This window comes from Psychrobacter sp. AOP7-A1-24 (genome assembly GCF_052376235.1).
Classification (GTDB): domain Bacteria; phylum Pseudomonadota; class Gammaproteobacteria; order Pseudomonadales; family Moraxellaceae; genus Psychrobacter.
On sequence record NZ_JBQSVM010000001.1, the window covers coordinates 198161 to 217645 of the forward strand.

A 19485-nucleotide genomic window follows, 5' to 3' on the forward strand; every position below is an offset into this window, starting at 1 on the left:
TTACTGGTTTAGCTCTTTATTCTACAAACCTCAAAACCAAGACCTTTTACTGTCTCTTCTTTATCATAAGGCGCTAGTACCGCACGTACATGCTTTTGGGCTTGCAGGTATTGCTTGGCAACACGCTGTAAATCAGCGACCGTCACAGCCAAGATTGATGCACGCATTTTGCGTTGCCAATCAGCACCGCGATGATGCAAATTCGCAAAACATGCTTTGATCGCCTCGCCTGCTGGAGAACCTGGTTTGTCCATACCTGAGATAATACCTAAGATAGCCTCTTCCAACTGCTCATCAGTTTGTGGTTCGTTCAATAGCCATTCAATACTATCGTCAAAGTGAGCAAAGGTCTCAGCGCATTGCGGATCACGATAGCTAAAGAATTTAAAGGCACACGCATTGGCATCGTAACCTGCACCACCACCATAAGCACCCCCGCGCTCACGAATTGCACTGTGCAAATAGCCGTTGCGTAAGTAAGGCGCTAATACCATAAGTGCAGCAGTATCTGGATGATCAGCTGCAGGTACAGTATAAGCACTGGCATTATGATAGACGTTGGTTGGCACTAGCCATGCCAAATCTTCAACATCGAGCGCCACGCCATTTTCTAATGCTTTGACTGTATCAGTCGCGCCATTTAGAGCCGTATCTAGTTGCAGGTTTGCAAACTCGCTTGGGATATTTGCTGCTGCGTTTGTTAAAGCATTAGTAGCGGTTGACGCTTGGCTGTCTTTCCAGCTATCGACGATTAAGCTGCTTAAGCGTTCGGTTTGCTCTGCTTCACAAATAATAACGGCATGTTTCGGCAAGCTGATCAGGCGTTGATGTAAGTCCATCAAGCTCGTTGCCAGTTGATCCCATTGAGCATCGTCAGTACTGGCATGTGCCAAAAAGCCCTTAAGTGCGTTCAATGCTGGTAGGCCACTGCGCACATATTCCAACTGCGCTTGGCGGCTCATACCGCGACTGGCTGTTTGCATCGCATAAGAATGCCCTGAACCTGCAAGGTTTGACTGCCAACCTGCTTGACGCTGTTGCAAGATTTCTTTGATACGGTCATGCTCAGAGAAGATACTGTGCTCCATCACTTCTTTGAGTAGGTCAATCGCTTCAGGCTTGCGATTCAGCGCACGCGTTGCCACAACAAAATAACTGCTAATCGCTTGGCTGTCATCGACGTTGGTACGTTGGCTAATACGAGCGGTCACGCCAGAAGAATGCGCCGCTTGCTTGGCTTGCATTTCGTGAGCGCTAAGTGAATCAGTACCTAACTCAGACAGTAGACTTAAATAAATAGGCAGCAATGGATGATTAATCACATCATTGGCTGGTAACTCAGCAGCACTCGTATTGCCAATTGCCTCAGTAAGCGGAACGATCACTTGATAGTAATAGATGCCATTGGTGCCAGCTTCATATTCAAATAGCGTGCTGTCCTGTCCGTTCAGACGCACTTGCTTTTGCGCACCTTCTTTAAAGCTGATATCCGTTGGTACATCTTCCAGACCTACTTTTGGCAATAAGCTCAAATCATCTGGCGCGGCTTGGCGTGCTGCCAAGTCTAAAGCTTGTTGCTTTAGGATAGCTTTATCGTCAGCAGTCAAATCCATCTCGATAGTATCAAGACGCGTCTGCTCAGCTGCTGCCAAACGTGCTGTTTTTTCACTATCAGGAGTCATCGTTACGCGCACACGATGCGGATTATCTACTAGATGCGTTTTGATTAAACTCGGTAACCACTGTTCATCTTTTACTTGCTCGCGTAACCACTGTAGATGCTCGTCTACTTCCCATACGTCGATAGGATTACCATCATGAATAGCCGTACTAAAACCCTCTAACATGAGGTTTAGACCATAAGGGATGCTATCGCCGCCGATATGACGTTGATCAATTTCGATCTGATGCAAAATGGTTTCAATTGTCTCGTCATCGACTGGTGAGTTGGCTACTTCAGTCAGCAAATCAATAATGCCCTGCTCTACTGCTTCGGCATGCTCAGGGTTCGAACCACGCAGACCTGTATAAAATGCCATTTCATAATGGCTGTCATCAAGCCCTAATAGCGGACTTGGCGCTTTACCCAGTGGATGGCTATCAAGGTAAGCGCGCAATGGCGAGCCTGCATGCTCAATCAATACGCCTTCTAACAGACGTAATGCTAAGCGCTGCTTAGGATCAGTAATCGACGGCAATAACCAAGCAACTACGTGATGAGTTTGATCTGGCCCTGCTTCATCCGCAGTATAAGTATCGACCGCACTCACTGGCGCAGACAAACGCTGCTCTGGACGTGATACGTGCTTTTTACCGGCTTCAAACTGAGTCAAGGCATCTTCATGTATCTTCGCTTGCGTCTCAGCAACAGGGATATTACCGAAACTCATGATGACGCTGTTCGACGGATGATAGTGGCTCTGATGAAATTCAGTCAGCTCAGTGTGCGTCAAGTCAGGGATATCAGCAGGATCACCGCCTGAATTATAGTGATAGGTCGTCGTTGGGAACAGATGATGCGCAACCGTATGATATAGCTGATCAATCTCGCCGCTCATCGCGCCTTTCATTTCATTAAAGACGATACCTTTAAACTGTGGCTTGTCATTTTCGTCAAGCTCTACGCGGATACCTTCTTGTGCAAAGTCGAGCGGATGGATATTTGGGAAAAATGACGCGTCAAGATACACAGCGAGCAAGTTAAAATAGTCATTTTTGTTTTGCGTCGCATACGGATACGCAGTCCAATCGGCTGCAGTCATCGCATTCATAAACGTGTTTAATGAGCGTTTAATCATTGAGAAAAACGGATCACGCACTGGGAATTTGTTCGAACCACACAAGGCCACATGCTCTAAGACATGAGCCTCACCTTTTGAGTCCATTGGCTGGGTGCGAAAGCCGACCAAAAACGCATTTTCATCACTTGGGTGTGCCAGATGATAATGCATCGCTCCTGTTTTTACATGCTGACTGATCAGCACATCCATCGATAGCGCTTCAATATGGCGATGCTCAATCAACTCAAATGCTGGATGCAACGTTAAATCAGCAGTAAATGGCGTGTCCGTCATAGTTATCCTTATCGCTTATTATGCGTATAGAGCCCTGTCTATCAGGGAAAATAGAGTAATAAATTGGCTAAAAAAGAGTTGGCTTAGCGCTATTAGTGGGGCTGCGACATGGATAAGTCAAGGCAGCAGCCATGCAATAATCTACGCTGCTATTAACTTTATTCATTGGGTACTTAGCACGACAAATTTAACAATAACCATACTTTTATTGTGGTTTTTACACTTAACGAAGATAGTCCGCGCTGCTAATATAAAGTTAACTACCTAAAAGGAGCTTCTTATGAGCTACCAACATATCTTACTGGTCACTGACCTATTGCCTGACGCGGATGAAGTAGCGCTAAAAACCAAACGTATTCTCGCAGGCTCTCCTGATGCCAAATTATCTGTGCTGCATATTGTCCAAGATGATATGGTACGCTTTGGTTATGAGCTAGTACCTGCTTCGAGACTCTCAGGTGATGTCGATGGTGAGAAATGGCAAGAAGCACGGACCAAACTGGCAAAGTTTCTCGAATACAATCAGCTAGAAGCCGCCAACTATGAAGTAACAGCCGCCATTTCTAATAGCAAAGGTATCGTTGATTATTGTCATGAAAAAAACGTCGATTTACTGGTTATTGGTCGCCACGAGCGTCATGGTATCGCCGCGTGGTTGGTAAAAGCAACCGCCGACAGTATACTACCCAACGCCCCTTGCGACAGCTTGGTTGTTCGACTTGATGAGCCTGTACCAGAATAATGAGCGATGTTTGTCGCATGCTATATATTCAATCTAGCTGGTCATTTACGGTGACTGTAATGACTGGTCTTGGTAGACCACAAAAGACGACAAGCTTCACTTAACAGTGCCCTAGAGTAGTGCTATAGTAAATACTATCTGACATGAGGAAGACGCTATGAGTTACGAACATATTTTACTGGTTACCGACTTGCTCTCTGATGCCGATATAGTCGCACAAAAGGCCAAGCGCATCGTCGAAAACCGTCCAGGCTCTAAGCTATCTGTTTTACATATTGTCAAAGACACCATGGTTGGCTTCGGCTATGAGCTGGTGCCTGCCTCTAGCCTGTATGATGAGATTGATGACGAGCGTTGCCAAGAGGCGCGTGCCAAGCTGGCGCAATTCCTTGAACGCAATCAGCTAAATGCAGCAACATCAGAAGTCACGACTGCTATCTCTAGTAGCGAAGGCATCGTCAGCTACTGTCATAAACACGATGTCGATCTATTGGTCATCGGTCGTCACAAGCGTACCGGTATTGCTGCATGGATCAGTGGCGCAACTGCCGATAATATACTACCAAATGTACCTTGCGACAGTTTTGTGGTTAGACTGGACAAACCTGTTCCAGAATAAAAAAACACGCTTTAATTGTCTGATGCTCCCAGAAAACATCTTAAAGATAAAAGCGCCGCGTAATTTTTAACGCGGCGCTTTTTTATTGTCTGTCGTTTTGGATTCATCGTTCAATTTTACTGAATAATATCTATAAAGGTTTGCCAAATGGGGCTTTGGTGACGGGCTTTATGCCAGACCAACCACCATGTTCTTGATAGGTCGATTCCCGCCACATTTACTTGAACCAGCTCACCTGTCGCCAATTCTGTCTCAATCACATGCTGCGATAGGCAACCCAGTCCAATATCTGCACTTACCATGTGCTTGATAGCCTCAGACTGATGTATCGCCTTTACCACCTCTGCATTGGGTAGATATTTTAGCAATTGCTCATCGATAATCTGCCGTGTACCTGATCCTGCCTCACGTACCAGCAGTGGTAACTGCGCTAGCTGGTTAATGGTCAGCTGATAGCACTTTTCATCCTCGTTATAGGTAGCAACATCCTTTAGCCACTTGCTATCACACTTGGCAAATATCATCAGCGTATCGGTACGCCACTCACGCTGCTCAATGGCTTTCATATCTACTGGACGCGGCATTCCTTCTACCAGTGCGATATCGATATTTAGCTGCTCAACCTCGCTCACCACTTCTTGAGTATTGGCAATATACATATCGACATTGGCATCGGGTAACGCCTCATATAGCTTGCCAAGCAACGACGGCAGCACATAGTTACCGATAGTGGTACTGGCGCCGATATGAATCTGTCCTGCTTGATACTGATGATAATGCTCAAGCGTGAGTGACTGCCCCAAAATAGCCTGTGCTTGTATATAAATAGGATGAGCATTAGGATGCTGATTGAGCCGACGACCAACGCGCTCAAACAGCGGCATTTGTAGTCTGGACTCTAACTCTGTCAGCGCGCTACTAACTGCTGATTGTGATAAATGCAGCTCCTCACTAGCACGACTGGTGCTGCCTGCTTGATAAATACTGACAAAAACAGCGAGCTGCTTAAGCGTGATTTTTGGCAATGTCTGCACAGATTTTTTCATGGTATCAAGGATGCCCTATGTGGCCTTATGTCAATTTTTAATCTGTCTTATTCGTTAGGTATATCTTTTTTCGATATTCATAACTCTGATATCGATTCATATCATACGCTTTAACCTAAAAAATCGATAGCTTATATCTTATTAATCTGTTTTTATTATAAGTTCAGTGGGCTTATACTGTTTATTCATAAGCTTATGCTTATCTTAATATAAGCAATAGGATGCCGCACTATGCATACACTTGTCCAAACAGTCAGTAACTCTGTTCATAACTATACTCCTAATCACCGTCACGTAGCGGGATTGTTAGTCGTTCTGATGGGTAGTTTGTTTTGCTTATGGTTGGACAGCAGTTTGGATGTATGGTCAAACGGACGTATCGTCGGTTTATCCTCTTTAACGCTAGCGATATTGCTAGGTATGATTTTGGGCAATACCATTTACCCTAGATTCACTGAACGTTTAAACGGCGGCGTCTGCTTTGCAAAGGGACAAATCCTACGCCTTGCGATTATGTTCTATGGGTTTAAGTTGACGATGACCCAAGTTGCTAGCGTTGGTATGCCAGCGATTATGACCGATGCGCTCGTACTAACGTCGACCTTTCTGCTGACCTATTGGTTAGGTACTAGATGGTTAAAAGTCGATAAAGAGACCGTTATTCTAATTGGCTCAGGAGCGAGTATTTGCGGAGCTGCTGCCGTTATCGCCGCAGAGCCAGTGGTCAATGCAAAAGCGCACAAAGTCACTATTGCTGTGGCAACCGTCGTGGTCTTTGGGACTATCGCAATGCTGCTGTATCCTTTTTTGTATCATCTTGGCTGGTTACAGCCTTGGCTAAGCGCCCAGCAATACGGTATGTACACAGGCTCAACCGTACATGAGGTGGCGCAAGTCGTGGTCGCAGGTAATGCCATCAATACCGAGATTGGTGATACTGCTGTCGTAACCAAGATGATACGCGTCATGATGCTTGCGCCTTTCTTACTCGTGCTGTCTTTCGCATTAACTAAGGATCGCACCGTTAATAATGCACCTATCAAAGAAAGTAATGATAAAGACGAGACCACATCATTTATGACCCGAGTCAAACAGGTAAAGGTACCATGGTTCGCATTTATCTTTATTGGTATTGTATTGATACATACTTGGGTGCCAATGTCTGAGAGCATCGTACGCAGTATGGTTATGCTAGATGACGTGTTACTTACAATGGCTATGTTTGCACTAGGTCTGACCACGCATCTGAGCGCGATTAAGCAAGCTGGCGTTAGACCGCTTATCCTAGGTGCCATTATGTTTGGTTGGTTGATACTGGGCGGTGGTCTGATCAATATCGGCATCAGCTTTATATAACAATCTGTCTGACCATTCTTAGCATTTTACCCCCTCACTGAATACGAAAAGCCTCCAACTATTCATAGTCGGAGGCATTTTTGTATCTATCACTTGGTCTAGGGTGATTGGCTAAAACGTTTAATCCTGAACTAGCATTCATCTTAAGACCTTAAAGACCAAGGCGTTCAATACCAAATCATAGACGAAAAAAAACGAACCCGAAGGTTCGCTTTTCTACATCTATTTATCTATCTGTCTATAAGGACAAATTAGATAGCAACGATGTTATGTGCTTGTGGGCCTTTTTGGCCTTGAGTTACAGTGAACTCAACTTCTTGGCCTTCAGCCAAAGTTTTGAAACCTGAACCAGTGATTTCGCTGTAATGAGCAAAAACGTCTGCGCCGTTTTCTGGAGCGATGAAACCAAAGCCTTTAGCTTCGTTGAACCACTTAACTGTACCTTTTTGAACGTCTGACATAATATAATCCTACTTTTAAATTTATTAATGGTCTAGTGACCGGTAACGCTTGCAAATAGCTACTGAACGATAAATATTAAAACGAAGGATTATAACTAATACTACGAGGTAATGATTTGGTGCAGAACTGCTCTTAAGCTTGGGCATATTATAAGTCGAACATCCTAGTATCGCAAGTCTTATCTCATGTTTCGTGTAACTAAAGCCCTTTATTGACCAATTTTTGCCCAAATTGCAACGAATTTAAGCATTTGGTAAACGGAACAAATATATCGCAACCCCACTACAAACAGCAGCTACCAGCCATGCCATCCACATCATATCAGCAGGCAATCGATAGAATAACATGATGGTCGATGCCGCCATCATAATAGTCGCCAAACACTTGGCATACAGTGGAACGGCATGCTTCTCCTCCCAATCTCGGACGAATTTGCCAAAGTATCTGTGATTGATCAGCCAAAAATGAAAACGTCGAGAGCTGCGTGCCCAGCACCCTGCTGCCAGCAAAATAAAGGGCGCGGTAGGCATGACAGGTAATAGTATCCCGATAAGACCCAATATAAAAAACACCCAGCCAAGTACCACAAATGTCCAACGCAACATCGGATGCTTGGATTGATTGGTTTTTGGGCGGTAATAAAATACTTTTTTATTATTGGTCATAGATTTCATATCATTGGAAAAGTGGTCGTTGGTGCCAGTAGTGAGCCACCTAAGAATGATGACTACACGAGGTATAGCATGCCGTAGTCAGACAAACTGTACAAGACAACTTATATGGCGTTTTTGCTATCAATGCGTATATCTGGTGCGTAATTGGGTAAGTATTAACGAGAAACAATGCATTAACGAGAAGTGCGGCGTTTTTCTATTAATAATTAAAATAGAAGCAACTATTATTAGCCGCTATAGATCTTGCGATGTCCTACCATTACCATGCCATACATACTTGCATCACCTCTTATAAGTCGTCTATGATGGCGCAGTAGCTATCGATTATCGATAATAGCCATTAGCAGTACGATTCAGCAGCAGTACTGTTTAAAAATAATATAGTACCAATCAATCTTGTCGGGGTGCTTTGATTTAACGCTGTAAATACAGCCCGGATCATCGCTGAGACATACCCGTGAACCTGAAGCAGTTAGCACTGACGTAGGAAACAAGCGCGACACGCCTTAAAAAGTCTACAAGTAAGAACAGTCTACAGATGTTGTACTGGTGCCAAACATATCGAACGTTAAGCACCTGATAATTAGCATCGAGATGTCACCTCTCTTATTTGGCCTTTCTTGTTTTGCCTTAATAGCATCAGTCTGATTGTTTCCCATCCTCAAAAAGGAAACAACCATGCAGCCAACCACCAAACTTACTCTAACTCTCGAATGGTTTTTGAACCCTGACCATCTACCCTTTATCGCTGGTGTGACGACGGGTGCATATGAGCAAGCAGGGCTGGATATCACCATTATCGAGCCAGATGACCACTATGACGGCTTTGCTGAATTACAGAATCAAAGCATCGATCTGCATGTCAATGAGCCTATTCATTTGTTTGAGCATTATGCGCCCAATCTGCGCGCGCTGGGCTGCTTTTTTGAGACCGATGGCGGCATACTGATGCAACGCGCGAGCATGGATAAGCTAAAAAACAATCAGCCTATTCGCATCTGCACCCCTGCCGCTGAAGAAAAAACCAATCGTATTGGCTTTGAAATATTAGCGCGCTATGCCAAAAAAAACGGCTTTACTATCAGCCGTGATAATGTGAGCTTTGTACAAAAAGACTTCTATCATATAAAAAACCTGCAAGAAGACCCAAGCCTAGATGGCGCATGGCTATGCTTTTATAACTTTGAGGGTGTTGAGGCAACTCATGAAGGATTAGATTTTACGTTTATTGATCAGAATCTGTCACCTTATCCTAACTTCTCGGCGTTAGAAATTCTCACGACGGATGAGATCTATAGCGCGAAAAAGGACGCGATAGACACCTTTATCCAAGTGACCAACCAAATGACGGAACTGTGCAAAAATGAGCCAGACGCTACCCACCGTATGTATTACGACTATAGTAAAACCGAAGCCGATGTGCTGATGGATGCCATCATTGACAACACACTAGGCAGATTGATCACGCCGATCACACCTGATGCAAATAAGTGGGAAGAACTGCGCGAAATGCTAGCCGAAATCGATATCGTGACATTGACTGACGAGCAATATCAGTCGCTTTGGGTACTGTAGACATTTTATACGTTAAGTTATTTTAGAAAATAAGACATTTTAAATAATAAAAAAACCGCCATCGTATCTGCTGTGGCGGTTTTTTTATTTAGCTTAAATTAAATAATCAGGTTACTGCTGCACGATATGATCGGTTCAATTTAAAAGTAGTACAAGGCAATCGAGTGGTGACGCAATAATACTTTTATAATGAAGTGACGATACCAAGTTGCTTGGCTTCTTTTAGCCAGCTTGGGAACTCTTCTAGCATGTTTTCATACAAGGCTTCTTCACTGATATCGTCCAAATCATCGAGTTCAAAAAAGTCGCAATTATCAATCACGCGGCCTTCCATGTCGTCAAGTTTTTTGAGGATGCCATAACCACGACCACCCAAGCCCACAAACTGCCAAAATATCGGTAGTTTCGCTGCTTCCGTCATAACTCTGGTGATACCGCGATTGTCATTCACCCCGCCATCACTGATAAATAGCACGTAGACAGGCACATCCAAGCCGTCCTTTTGATAAAACTCCGTCACCGCTTTCATGACTTCTGCTTCATTATTGATACGCGGGCCAAGTGCCCATTTGCGCCAGCCGCCATGAGCGTTTTTAATAAAACCGTCGTAGTTATTCAGCCCAATCTCGCCCAAGTACTGCGGATCTTGAGCAAACGCCCAGCAGTCTAGCGCTTGGTCGTCATCGAAGTTCACTGCCAATGGTAATATGCGGTTGACCACCTCTTGCACGCGGCCTTTTTTGTACTGTCTGTTCATTGAGCCTGATGCATCTAGCACCAACGCGACCTTTGCGGTTAATTGCTGCAATTGGCGTTTTTCAAGCGATACCGTAGCTTTTTTGGCGAGATTGACCAGTTTTGGCGCTTTGTCTAGCATGACCTTCTCGAGCGATGGTTTTGCTTGAGCTGGCGTTGCCGTTACATCTGCTGCTTGCGTAGTGTCTTCTTCTACGTCGCCTCCGAAATGCTGCACAATGGCGGCAAGCCCACCATTAAAGCCTTGCGCGACGTTAGATACTCGCCACACACCGCCTTTACGATAAAGCTGCATCAACATACTGGCTTGCTGCTGGGCAAAGTCAGCTGCTTGATACTCTGCCTGTGCCTTTTGCGACTGTTGCCAAATGCCAATCTCTAACGATTGAATTTGATTGAGCGGTGTGTCGGCTGATAATACAAAAAATAAGCTGTCTATATTAGTCGCCAGTTTGGATAAATTAACTTCAAACTCAGCTTGAATGCCTTTACTCGCCGTTGGCTGCGACTCGTAATGGGTGAGCTTGATTTGCCCACACGGAGAGGTTGGCTGATTATAAAACACCATGTAATCATCATTAATCAGTTTGCCCGCTGCGTCTAAGGCAAAGCAGCTGATATCCATCTCTATTGGGCTTTGGCGGGTGAACTTGAGCGTGATTGGTGCGGTATCGTCAATAGCAAGATTGCTTAAAGGCGCGCGTTGTCCGACGGTGAGGTTCATAAAAGTACCTTTACGTGATTTAATGTTGTGTATTGCGTTTAACAGCAACGATAATTTGCCAAGTCAGTATGCCGAACCATATAAAAAACAGTAGGCTGATAAACTGTATACCATCTTTATTTTCAAGTACTTTGCTGAATAAGGGTACATTAGCGGCACAGGCATTTAAAATTTCTGATAGAGATATAAACCAGTCCTGTGTTACGAAATTTCTGAGTGTTACAGCATACCTTGCTATAGGTTCCCCACTAAAAATATCTTTATGCACTTCTAAGATACCAGTGTAAACACCTATTGAAAATAAGAATATTATAAAAGGCTGGATATAGCTCTCACCAAATCTAGATATATAATAATTCGTACTAAGCACAATTTTTTTGGAAAAATTGTTCATTATATTTTTAAAAACGTAATCCGAACCAATTATCTTTAGTACAAATTCATTGCCAGAAAAAACCACTCTAAGAAAAAATTTTAAAAAATCCACACTTTCTTCAACATTTTTATTTATCTCTTTTTTATACCTTATCATTTCATATATAAAAAACCTATTTAATTCTATCTTATTATTTACCTTTTCAAATGAGTTTTTTGTTATTCTCAATGTTTCTCTATCTATTCCTACTAAGCTAATATCAGCATTTAAAAAATTAGGCTCTTGTTTTATATTAGCACTAGAAAAATTTAAACCAGATTTGAATTTTGTATTTCTAAAATTAGAAAAATCTTTGAAAGTAGTATAAATAAAATTTGTTATATTTTCTTTTTTTTATCACCAAATACTACATATTCAAATGCAGTAAATTCTTCGAAAATACTCTTATGAAACTTAGCTTTTACAAATGAACTTTTATATACATCAAAAATACCATCAACATTAGAGTTTTCAAAAATAAAATCCTGTACTACTCTATTTTTTATTTCTAGTTTAGATTTAAATTTAGTATCCAATACTTCTAAATTATCAAAAACCAAATCACCTATTTTAAAATCAAGACCATGAAATTTAAATTTAGCAATATCGTCTATGTCGAAGCCATTTATTTTTAAATCCTCTTCAAAAATACATTCTTTTATAGTTAATCTTTCAATCTTATAGCAGTTTTTTACTTTGTTAAATTTTTTATTAGGTCTAAAATTAGTGTTAGTAGCACTATAACTATCTAACACTCTTAAAGGATTAGGAAACCTAAATAAGCTTTTTTTAAATTTCAAATTACTTACCGATACATCTTTTTTAAAATTACAACTATCAAAAACATTACAGTACATCTCATCAATATAGGATGCACAAACATTAACATTTTCAAAAAAAGTACATCTATAATATCTATATACTGAGATGTCTCTTCCTTCTTTATCTACTACGTGAGGAAAGAGACTTATATTTACATCCTCATTAAAAAAGCAATATTCATAATAACTATTATATGCACCAACGAAAGAAAAATCATGAAAATAACAGTGCTCAAATTTAACTCTTCCTAGTTTTTTGACTAGATTGGTACAGTTTAAATTTAAAATCCCTTTATGATGTTTTTTTTGTAAATCTTATATTTTTAATTACTATATCCATTGTTCCTAATTTTTCAATTAAGGAGTTATTTCCCATCAACTCGCTATAATTAAAACATTTTATCTCGTAATCAGGCGTAACCTTTCTATCCTTCCCTACTTTATAAAACTTATTACTTACAATATTTTCAAATAAATATTTCATAAACAAATTAGAAAAACCTTCTAAATAATCATCTATATCATTACCTTCAACTTCTTCATCTGAGCAATGTAAAGCACAGTAATCAAGCTCTTTAAAAACGTCATTTTTACAACCACTCGGTAACTTACATGCCATTTATCTATTTCCTAATAAAACTAAATATATTTATTTTCTTAGCTTTTAATATTTGACTCATACCTTATATTAAAATATGTAGAATAGCACACAAATATTCAGTTATATGATAAAGCTAAGTGCTAGTTAGAGAACCAACCAGTAGACAATAAAAAACGCCACCACAATTATGACAGCGTTTTTTATTGCTATAGATATTTACGCTTTATTTACAACGCTTTCAACTGCTCCATCTACCTCGTCATCGCCGCAACTGCCCTTCACACTCAGCCAGTTTAACCCAACAGCCATACCACAGCGATTAAAGTAAACAGCAACATACCGATATTAGCATGGAAAAAAGTCGGAATGACACTGTCTTTGATATGGTCATGCTGTCCATCCGCATTTAGACCAGCAGTCGCACCAAGCGTAAGTGTAGACGCAGGTGAGCCCGCATCACCCAATGCCGCAGACGCACCAAGCATAGCCAATGTCGCTAATGGAGAAAAACCCAGCGCTACGCATAATGGAATATAAATAGGTGCCAAAATCGGTACAGAAGCAAACGAGTCACCAAAACCAATCGTGATAAATAACCCCACGACCAGCATCATGACAGCACCGAAGAGCTTGTTATCACCTAGCATCTGAGCAGCAGAAGCCACTAACGGATCGATGTCACCTGTAGCCGTCAATACCGCACCGAAGCTGGAGGCAATAGTAATAATCACAGCGATTTCAGCCATCAGTCGAACGCCTTGCGTAAAGACATCGTCCTGAGCCCGCCAGCGATAGATACCAGAGAAACCAAGAATCATAAACCCTGTCATGGCGCCAATGAACAACGAATCAAAATACATTTGAAACAGCAACACCACTATCACAGCCAATGCAGTAAAAATCAAAGGCTGTATGCCTATCTCTATTTTTTCTTGATCGGTAGATGTCTCCGTTTCTTGTTTTGGTGATTCAGTATAAATGCGCGGCTTACGATACGTGATAAACACAGCAACCAACATACCAGCCAAAATACCCATCACTGGAAAAAACATCGCTTTAGGCGCCATACTGGCTGTGGCAACAAACCCAGAGGCCGCACCCACCGTATTAAAATTTTCTAATAAAATCTCGTTGAGATAAATCACACCAAAACCAAACGGTAACAACAGATAAGACGCACTGATACCACAAGCCAAAATACAAGCGATGGCACGACGATCCATTTGCAGACGATTCATCAATCCAAGTAATGGCGGGATCAATACTGGAATAAAAGCGATATGTACTGGAATCAAGTTTTGCGAGAGTAACGAGGCGACAATGAACAGTATAAACAGCATCCATTTGACCTGTTTGCGCACATGAACACTTTCACGATTCAGGCTACGAGCCATTTTTTGCGCCACCCAATCAAGGACTCCACTCCTCGACAGTGCAACGGCAAATGCCCCGACCATGATATAAGTCATACCTACTTGCGCACCACTGAGTAAGTTGTCATTCAATACTTGCAAGATATCTGGAAACGCCATTTGTGCATGCATACCGCCTAGCAAAGCCGCTGAGACTAACGAGACTGCAACGGGAATTTTGATAAGACAAAATACAACCATAAGGACAATGGCCAACACCACAGCATTGATCGGAATAGACAGCAATGACAACAGTCCATAAATAGCCGCTAAAGCAACCAGCACGGGTAACGCTCGACTAAGAAAAAACGTATCATCTCGATAAGCAGCTAACATAATATCCCTCAAAATAATGTTTCAAATAAATCAAATGGGTAAAGCGAACTCAAAAATAAAAAAACAGCATGCAATATACACCCCTTAACGCGAAGGAATCATTCCTATTTGGCTATTGGGGTATTACTACTCTTTAACAGTATAGGTTTGGACGACGCTAACTGATTTTAGGCATCTCAGGTACATCAGGTAGATATCTTGTTGACCATCATCCTGACAATAAAAAACGCCATCACAATCGTGACAGCGTTTTTTATTACTATAGATATTTACGCTTTATTTACAACGCTTTTAACTGCTTCATCTGCGCCGTCATCGCCGTTAGCTGCCCTTCTAGCTCAGCCAGTTTCGCTTTTTCCGCTTCGACCACTTGTGCAGGTGCTTTACTGACAAAGCCTTCATTGCCGAGCTTGCGCGCGATACCATCAGCTTGCTTTTGCAGTTTTTCATGCGCTTTATCCAGACGTGCCAGCTCAGCCGTTGGATCGATTAACCCTTTCATCGGTACGAGTACGCGTAGCTGACCGACCATACTTGATGATGAGAGTGGCACTTCATCGCCTTCTTTAACAATCTCTAAGCTCTCGACTTTGGCAAGCGCTTTGAACTGATTGGCAATGCGCGATAGGCGCGCTTCTTCATCGCTAGAGACGTTTTGTAGTAGCACTGGCAGACGTACCGCATTACCCAGTTTCATCTCACCACGGATGTTACGGACGCTCGCGATTAGCTCCTGTAGCCACGCCATATCGGCTTCGGTCTGCTCACTGATTTGGCTGGCATCAGTTTGTGGATAGTCAGCGACCACGATGCTGTCGGTGTTTTTGCGGCCCAGTAGCGGCGCGATGGTCTGCCAGATTTGCTCAGTCAGATACGGCATGATTGGATGGGTGAAACGCAGTGCTGTCTCTAGCACGTGCAGTAGCACATAGCGGATTTGCGCTTTACGCTCATCCGACACCGAATCATCGTTTAGACTGGCTTTGGCTAGCTCAACGTACCAATCACAGTACTCATTCCAGATGAACTCATAGATGTCTTGGCTGACCATATCGAGACGATACTGGGCGAAATGTTGATGAATGTCTTTGATGCTAGAGTTTAGACGACTCATGATCCATTTTTCTGGTAATTCCCATACATCAGGGTTTGCCACTTGGTCGATAGGCTTGGCATTACTATCGCCATCGACACAGTTCATAAGGACAAAACGGCTGGCGTTCCAGATTTTATTACAGAAGTTACGATAGCCCTCGACACGCTTTAGATCAAAGTTGATATCGCGACCAGTACTGGCCAATGAGGTAAAGGTAAAGCGCAGTGCATCCGTACCATAAGCTGGGATGCCTTCTGGAAATTCTTTACGTGTTTGCTTCTCAATCTTGGCCGCGTCTTTTGGATTCATCATATTGCTGGTGCGTTTTTCGACCAGCGCTTCTAACTCAATACCGTCGATTAGATCGATCGGATCTAAGACGTTACCTTTTGATTTTGACATTTTTTGACCATTGCCATCACGTACCAGACCATGCACATAGACGGTCTTAAACGGTACTTGCGGCGTGCCATCTTCATTTTTCACAAAATGCATGGTCATCATGATCATGCGGGCAACCCAAAAGAAAATAATGTCAAAACCTGTCACCAACACGCTGGTTGGGTGAAAGGTGTCCATCACGCGTGGATCAGCGTTAACGTCTGCCCAGTCAAGCGTACTGAACGTCCATAGACCTGAGCTAAACCACGTATCGAGTACATCATCATCTTGACGCAATACAACATCGTCGCTGAGATTATACTTGCTACGTACTTCCGCTTCGTCACGCGCCACATAAATCTCGCCCGTCGCATCGTCATACCATGCAGGGATACGATGACCCCACCATAACTGACGGCTGATACACCAGTCCTGCAAGTCGGTCATCCACGCCATATACATGTTTTTGTACTGTGCAGGGACGAACTCAATGCTGCCGTCTTCTACGGCGTCAATCGCAGGCTTGGCAAGCTCTTTGACTGCGACATACCACTGATCAGTCAACCACGGTTCAACGATCGTACCGCCACGCTCAGCACGTGGGGCTTTTAGTGCGTAGTCCTCAATGTCTTCTAGCCAGCCCTGCTCGCCTGCTTGCTCGACAAGGAACTTGCGCGCCGCAAAACGCTCAAGTCCTGCATATTCGCTCGGCGTAGTCTCTAACTCTGGCTCACGTGTCTGCAAATCAGGATACACTTCCATCGCTGGTAGAATATTAGCGCGCTCATCGAGAATATTAATCAATGGCAAGTCATGACGGCGACCCAATTCATAATCGTTGAAATCATGCGCTGGGGTGATTTTGACACAGCCTGTACCGAAGTCACTCTCGACATAATCATCAGCAACGATAGGTACGACGCGACCAGTGATTGGCAAAGTAATGGTTTTGCCAACCAAATGCGCATAACGCTCATCGCTAGGATTGACGGCGACAGCAGTATCACCTAGCAATGTCTCAGGACGCGTGGTCGCTACCACCAGATAGTTTTTGCCATCCTGAGTGGTTAGGTCTGTATCCGTGAAATGGTAGCGGAAATGCCACAAGCTGCCCTTTTCGTCATGGTTCTCGACTTCTAAGTCAGACAGCGCGGTTTGGAACTTAGGGTCCCAGTTCACTAGGCGCTTACCACGATAGATAAGCCCATCGTCAAACAGACGAACGAACACTTCTTTTACCGCATTGGATAGACCATCATCCATGGTAAAGCGCTCACGCGACCAGTCAACCGAGCTGCCCAAACGGCGAATTTGGCCAGTGATATTTCCGCCCGACTCTTCTTTCCACTCCCACACTTTATCAATGAAATCTGCACGCGTCATGTCACGGCGTTTGATGCCTTGTGCTTCCAAACGACGCTCAACAACCATTTGGGTGGCGATACCTGCGTGATCTGTACCCGGTTGCCATAGCGTATTGTCACCATCCATGCGGTGATAACGCGTGAGTGCATCCATAATCGCATTGTTAAAGCCATGACCCATGTGCAGCGAGCCTGTGACGTTCGGCGGTGGTAGCGCGATAGAAAATGACTCGTCTTTGTCAAATGTCGGCTGAAAATAGCCGCTCTCTTCCCAGCCTTGGTACATGCCTGCTTCGACTTGTGCAGGATTATACGCATGCTCTAACTGGCTTAAGGCCGCTTGAATAGATGTGGTGAGGTTGTGATTACTCATAATGGCATTATCTTTTATTGATTGAATGTGATCAAAGTTAATTGGATTAAAGCTAATATAAAAATTAGAAAAATAATGAATAGAGTGATTTTAACGCAGATAGGCATATTTTGTTAGATGCTAAGGTCATTTATAAAGCCTGAAGGCCGTTTTTAACCAAGTTATAGTCAAATCCATATAAATCCGCTACATCGTCATCCTCGTTGACCATACTAATGTATCGCTTGCACTCGGTTTCCTTGTATCGAAATTATTTGAACTCAACTAAATTAAACAATTAATAACAGCAGTCGACTCAATGCTAAACATAATCTACGATTGCCATACTATAAAATATGTTTTTATCTAGGGCGTATTGAAGGCCCTATATCGCAAAATCATTAGCCTACAACCAGCGAGCCAACTTTGTCCCAAGATACTGAGCATGACCATAACTCTAAGGCTAACCTGTCAGACGATGATCGTATAAATGCGAGCACCATAATACCTGTGCCTGAAGGTAACGATATACCAGAAGAGAGCGATAGCCCTTCTAAAGGTAGCACGGTAGACAAGGAGGTAAACGAGAACGTAGACGATACGCCAGATAGTGATGTAGACGAACCTATCAAAGCCACCGAAGACTTAGAAAACGATGACCTGCCAGAAGAAATCAGCGAAGAAGATAAAGAAACCATCAAAAAGGTCGCCAGTGATGACAATCTAAGCCAAGCAAAAAGCTATGCCAGTATATTGGTTGAGCAAGTTATTCATGCAAAAGAAACGTTTGAGCGCTCACTTGGCTCGCTATTTACCAGTGCTTTTACCGCTGGGTTAGAGATTGGCATCAGCTTTTTTATGATTTTATCGGCGTTTGCTCTACTCAATGATGTGATACCGAGTCGCTATGCCATGGTGCTATCATCATTGCTATATCCAATTGGCTTTATTATCGTAGTGATTGGTCAGTCGTTATTATTCACAGAGCAGACTTCCCTCTTAAGCTTACCCGTCTTAAACAAGATTGAACCGTTGCATAAGCTCATACGGCTATGGGGCATCGTCATCGCTGGTAATATCGTTGGCGGCTGTATATTTGCAGCATTAATGATTGGTCTCGGGCTACATATGCACCTTTTTACAGACCACGCTATTGATGTCTATGCTGAGCATATTTTAGGTTTTGAGTGGTGGGTCATATTTGGTAGCGCGGTGCTAGCGGGCTGGATGATGGGTGTAGCCGCATGGCTGGTTACCTCTGCACGAGATACGCTTAGCCGTATCGTACTGGTTACGCTTATCACAGGTAGTATTGGATTTTTAGGTTTGCATCATAGTATCGTGGGCAATATCGAAGTATTTTCAGCGTTGCTGTATGGCAATACCGTCAGTCTCTGGCGCTACTTAGTATTTTTAGTTGTGGTACTGGTGGGCAATACGGTCGGCGGTGTGGTGTTTGTCGCGGTACTCAAAAACCGTACGTTCTTATTTGAGGTTGAAAAGGTAAAGGAACAGTCTGCCGAAGCAAGAGCAAATATGGTTAGAAGAAGGTTTTAGCTAAAACTAACATTAAACAAAAAAGCCCATAATCGCTTCATCATATAAAGCAGATTATGGGGTTTTTTTATTGAACCAGATATTGCTGATTTTCTGCCAACTGCTTACTTTTCAGCAGATAA

Annotated in this window: 15 protein-coding genes; 5 read left to right on the forward strand and 10 right to left on the reverse strand. The window is 43.0% G+C overall.

The window, feature by feature from the left end; genetic code table 11:
* Positions 1-8: 8 nt before the first annotated feature.
* Complete coding sequence (locus ACT3QQ_RS00890; RefSeq protein WP_444526535.1) at positions 9-3074, reverse strand: insulinase family protein; 3066 nt, start codon at positions 3072-3074, stop codon at positions 9-11.
* Between the two features lie 280 nt (positions 3075-3354).
* On the opposite strand from ACT3QQ_RS00890, the gene ACT3QQ_RS00895 reads away from it, so the two are divergent.
* On the forward strand, positions 3355-3816 hold the full coding sequence (locus ACT3QQ_RS00895; protein ID WP_444526536.1) for a universal stress protein: 462 nt from the start codon (positions 3355-3357) through the stop codon (positions 3814-3816).
* 157 nt (positions 3817-3973) lie between these two features.
* The gene (locus tag ACT3QQ_RS00900) at positions 3974-4435 is read left to right on the forward strand and encodes a universal stress protein (RefSeq protein ID WP_444520298.1); all 462 of its coding nucleotides are present in this window, start codon (positions 3974-3976) and stop codon (positions 4433-4435) included.
* 116 nt (positions 4436-4551) lie between these two features.
* Here the strand turns inward: ACT3QQ_RS00900 and ACT3QQ_RS00905 are convergent, their stop codons facing one another.
* Entirely contained in the window at positions 4552-5481 is a 930-nt protein-coding gene (locus ACT3QQ_RS00905) for a LysR substrate-binding domain-containing protein (RefSeq protein ID WP_444526537.1), read from the reverse strand.
* Positions 5482-5712: 231 nt separating this feature from the next.
* On the opposite strand from ACT3QQ_RS00905, the gene ACT3QQ_RS00910 reads away from it, so the two are divergent.
* Complete coding sequence (locus tag ACT3QQ_RS00910; RefSeq protein ID WP_444526538.1) at positions 5713-6837, forward strand: YeiH family protein; 1125 nt, start codon at positions 5713-5715, stop codon at positions 6835-6837.
* 251 nt (positions 6838-7088) lie between these two features.
* Here ACT3QQ_RS00910 and cspE read toward each other — a convergent pair whose 3' ends face one another.
* Together cspE and ACT3QQ_RS00920 are read right to left on the reverse strand one after the other, a co-directional pair.
* Entirely contained in the window at positions 7089-7298 is a 210-nt protein-coding gene (gene cspE, locus ACT3QQ_RS00915) for a transcription antiterminator/RNA stability regulator CspE (RefSeq protein ID WP_068403593.1), read from the reverse strand.
* A gap of 243 nt (positions 7299-7541) precedes the next feature.
* Positions 7542-7964: a YbaN family protein gene (locus ACT3QQ_RS00920; RefSeq protein ID WP_444526539.1), complete on the reverse strand. Its 423-nt coding sequence runs from the start codon at positions 7962-7964 to the stop codon at positions 7542-7544.
* A gap of 687 nt (positions 7965-8651) precedes the next feature.
* Between ACT3QQ_RS00920 and ACT3QQ_RS00925 the strand changes: the two genes are divergently transcribed.
* Complete coding sequence (locus ACT3QQ_RS00925; protein WP_444526540.1) at positions 8652-9548, forward strand: ABC transporter substrate-binding protein; 897 nt, start codon at positions 8652-8654, stop codon at positions 9546-9548.
* 184 nt (positions 9549-9732) lie between these two features.
* On the opposite strand, the gene ACT3QQ_RS00930 is transcribed toward ACT3QQ_RS00925, so the two are convergent.
* From ACT3QQ_RS00930 to ACT3QQ_RS00955, 6 genes are all read right to left on the reverse strand, one after another.
* Positions 9733-11028, reverse strand: a complete 1296-nt coding sequence (locus ACT3QQ_RS00930; protein ID WP_444526541.1) for a VWA domain-containing protein — start codon at positions 11026-11028, stop codon at positions 9733-9735.
* 19 nt (positions 11029-11047) lie between these two features.
* Positions 11048-11632, reverse strand: coding sequence for a hypothetical protein (locus ACT3QQ_RS00935; protein WP_444526542.1), 585 nt, complete (start codon positions 11630-11632; stop codon positions 11048-11050).
* Positions 11633-11781: 149 nt separating this feature from the next.
* Positions 11782-12243 (reverse strand): hypothetical protein, encoded by a 462-nt coding sequence (locus ACT3QQ_RS00940; RefSeq protein WP_444526543.1) that lies wholly within the window; start codon positions 12241-12243, stop codon positions 11782-11784.
* A 313-nt stretch (positions 12244-12556) separates the two neighbouring features.
* On the reverse strand, positions 12557-12883 hold the full coding sequence (locus tag ACT3QQ_RS00945; RefSeq protein WP_444526544.1) for a hypothetical protein: 327 nt from the start codon (positions 12881-12883) through the stop codon (positions 12557-12559).
* A 275-nt stretch (positions 12884-13158) separates the two neighbouring features.
* Positions 13159-14613: a Na+/H+ antiporter family protein gene (locus ACT3QQ_RS00950; RefSeq protein ID WP_444526545.1), complete on the reverse strand. Its 1455-nt coding sequence runs from the start codon at positions 14611-14613 to the stop codon at positions 13159-13161.
* A gap of 280 nt (positions 14614-14893) precedes the next feature.
* Positions 14894-17827 carry a valine--tRNA ligase gene (locus tag ACT3QQ_RS00955; RefSeq protein WP_444526546.1) on the reverse strand — a complete coding sequence of 978 codons (2934 nt, stop codon included), beginning with the start codon at positions 17825-17827 and terminating at the stop codon, positions 14894-14896.
* Positions 17828-18232: 405 nt separating this feature from the next.
* Here ACT3QQ_RS00955 and ACT3QQ_RS00960 point away from each other — a divergent pair, with 405 nt between their 5' ends.
* Positions 18233-19363, forward strand: a complete 1131-nt coding sequence (locus ACT3QQ_RS00960) for a formate/nitrite transporter family protein (protein WP_444526547.1) — start codon at positions 18233-18235, stop codon at positions 19361-19363.
* Positions 19364-19485: the final 122 nt, after the last annotated feature.